The organism is Pseudomonas sp. HMWF006 (assembly GCF_003061205.1).
Taxonomy (GTDB): Bacteria; Pseudomonadota; Gammaproteobacteria; order Pseudomonadales; family Pseudomonadaceae; genus Aquipseudomonas; species Aquipseudomonas monsensis.
The window spans coordinates 2,030-2,772 of record NZ_QAIU01000336.1; the positions used below are offsets into that span (position 1 = coordinate 2,030).

General features: G+C 61.9%; 1 protein-coding gene. It reads left to right on the forward strand.

Annotation, left to right across the window (positions count from 1 at the left end; translation table 11 throughout):
* The coding region (locus DBR24_RS32145; protein ID WP_256591465.1) for a metallopeptidase TldD-related protein at window positions 1-625 on the forward strand (625 nt) is incomplete at its 5' end.
* Window positions 626-743: the final 118 nt, after the last annotated feature.

Below are 743 nucleotides of genomic sequence, written 5' to 3' on the forward strand. Positions count from 1 at the left end.
CATGTTGAGCTGGGGCGGTTTCTCGGCGCAGTCGATTGCCAGCAAAAGCAGTCCGCTGCAAAAACTGTATGTCGGCGATCAGACGTTCAGTCCGCTGGTGTCGCTGGACGAGAAAGTCAGCGAATCGTTGAGCCCGGCGTTTTCCGGCGAGGGTTATCCGCGCAGTGATTTGCGGCTGATCGTCGACGGCAAGGCGGGCGATCAACTGGTCGGCTCGCGCAGTGCGGCGGAATACGGCCTGACCGCCAATGGCGCCAGCGGCGGCGAATCACCGAGTGCGCTGAACATGGCGGCGGGGAACCTGTCGCAGGCAGAGATTCTCAAGCAGTTGGGCACCGGGCTGTACATCAGCAACCTGTGGTACCTGAACTTCTCCGATCAACCAGCGGCGCGTTTGACCGGCATGACCCGGTTTGCCACCTTCTGGGTCGAGAACGGCGAGATCCAGGCGCCGGTCAGCACCATGCGTTTCGACGACAGCGCCTACAGCCTGCTGGGTTCGCAGCTGGAAGCGTTGACCGCCGAGCGTGAGTTGTTGCTGTCGGCGAGTACGTACAGCCAGCGCAATACTTCGTCGGCGTTGCTGCCGGGGGCGCTGGTGAGCCGACTGACCCTAACCCTGTAAACACGCTATTCCCCAATACACAGGGGCTTGAGTACAAGGCCCTGTGGCGAGGGGATTTATCCCCGTTGGGTCGCGCAGCGGCCCTGAGAAGGTGGGTTGCGATCCACCTGATTCACCG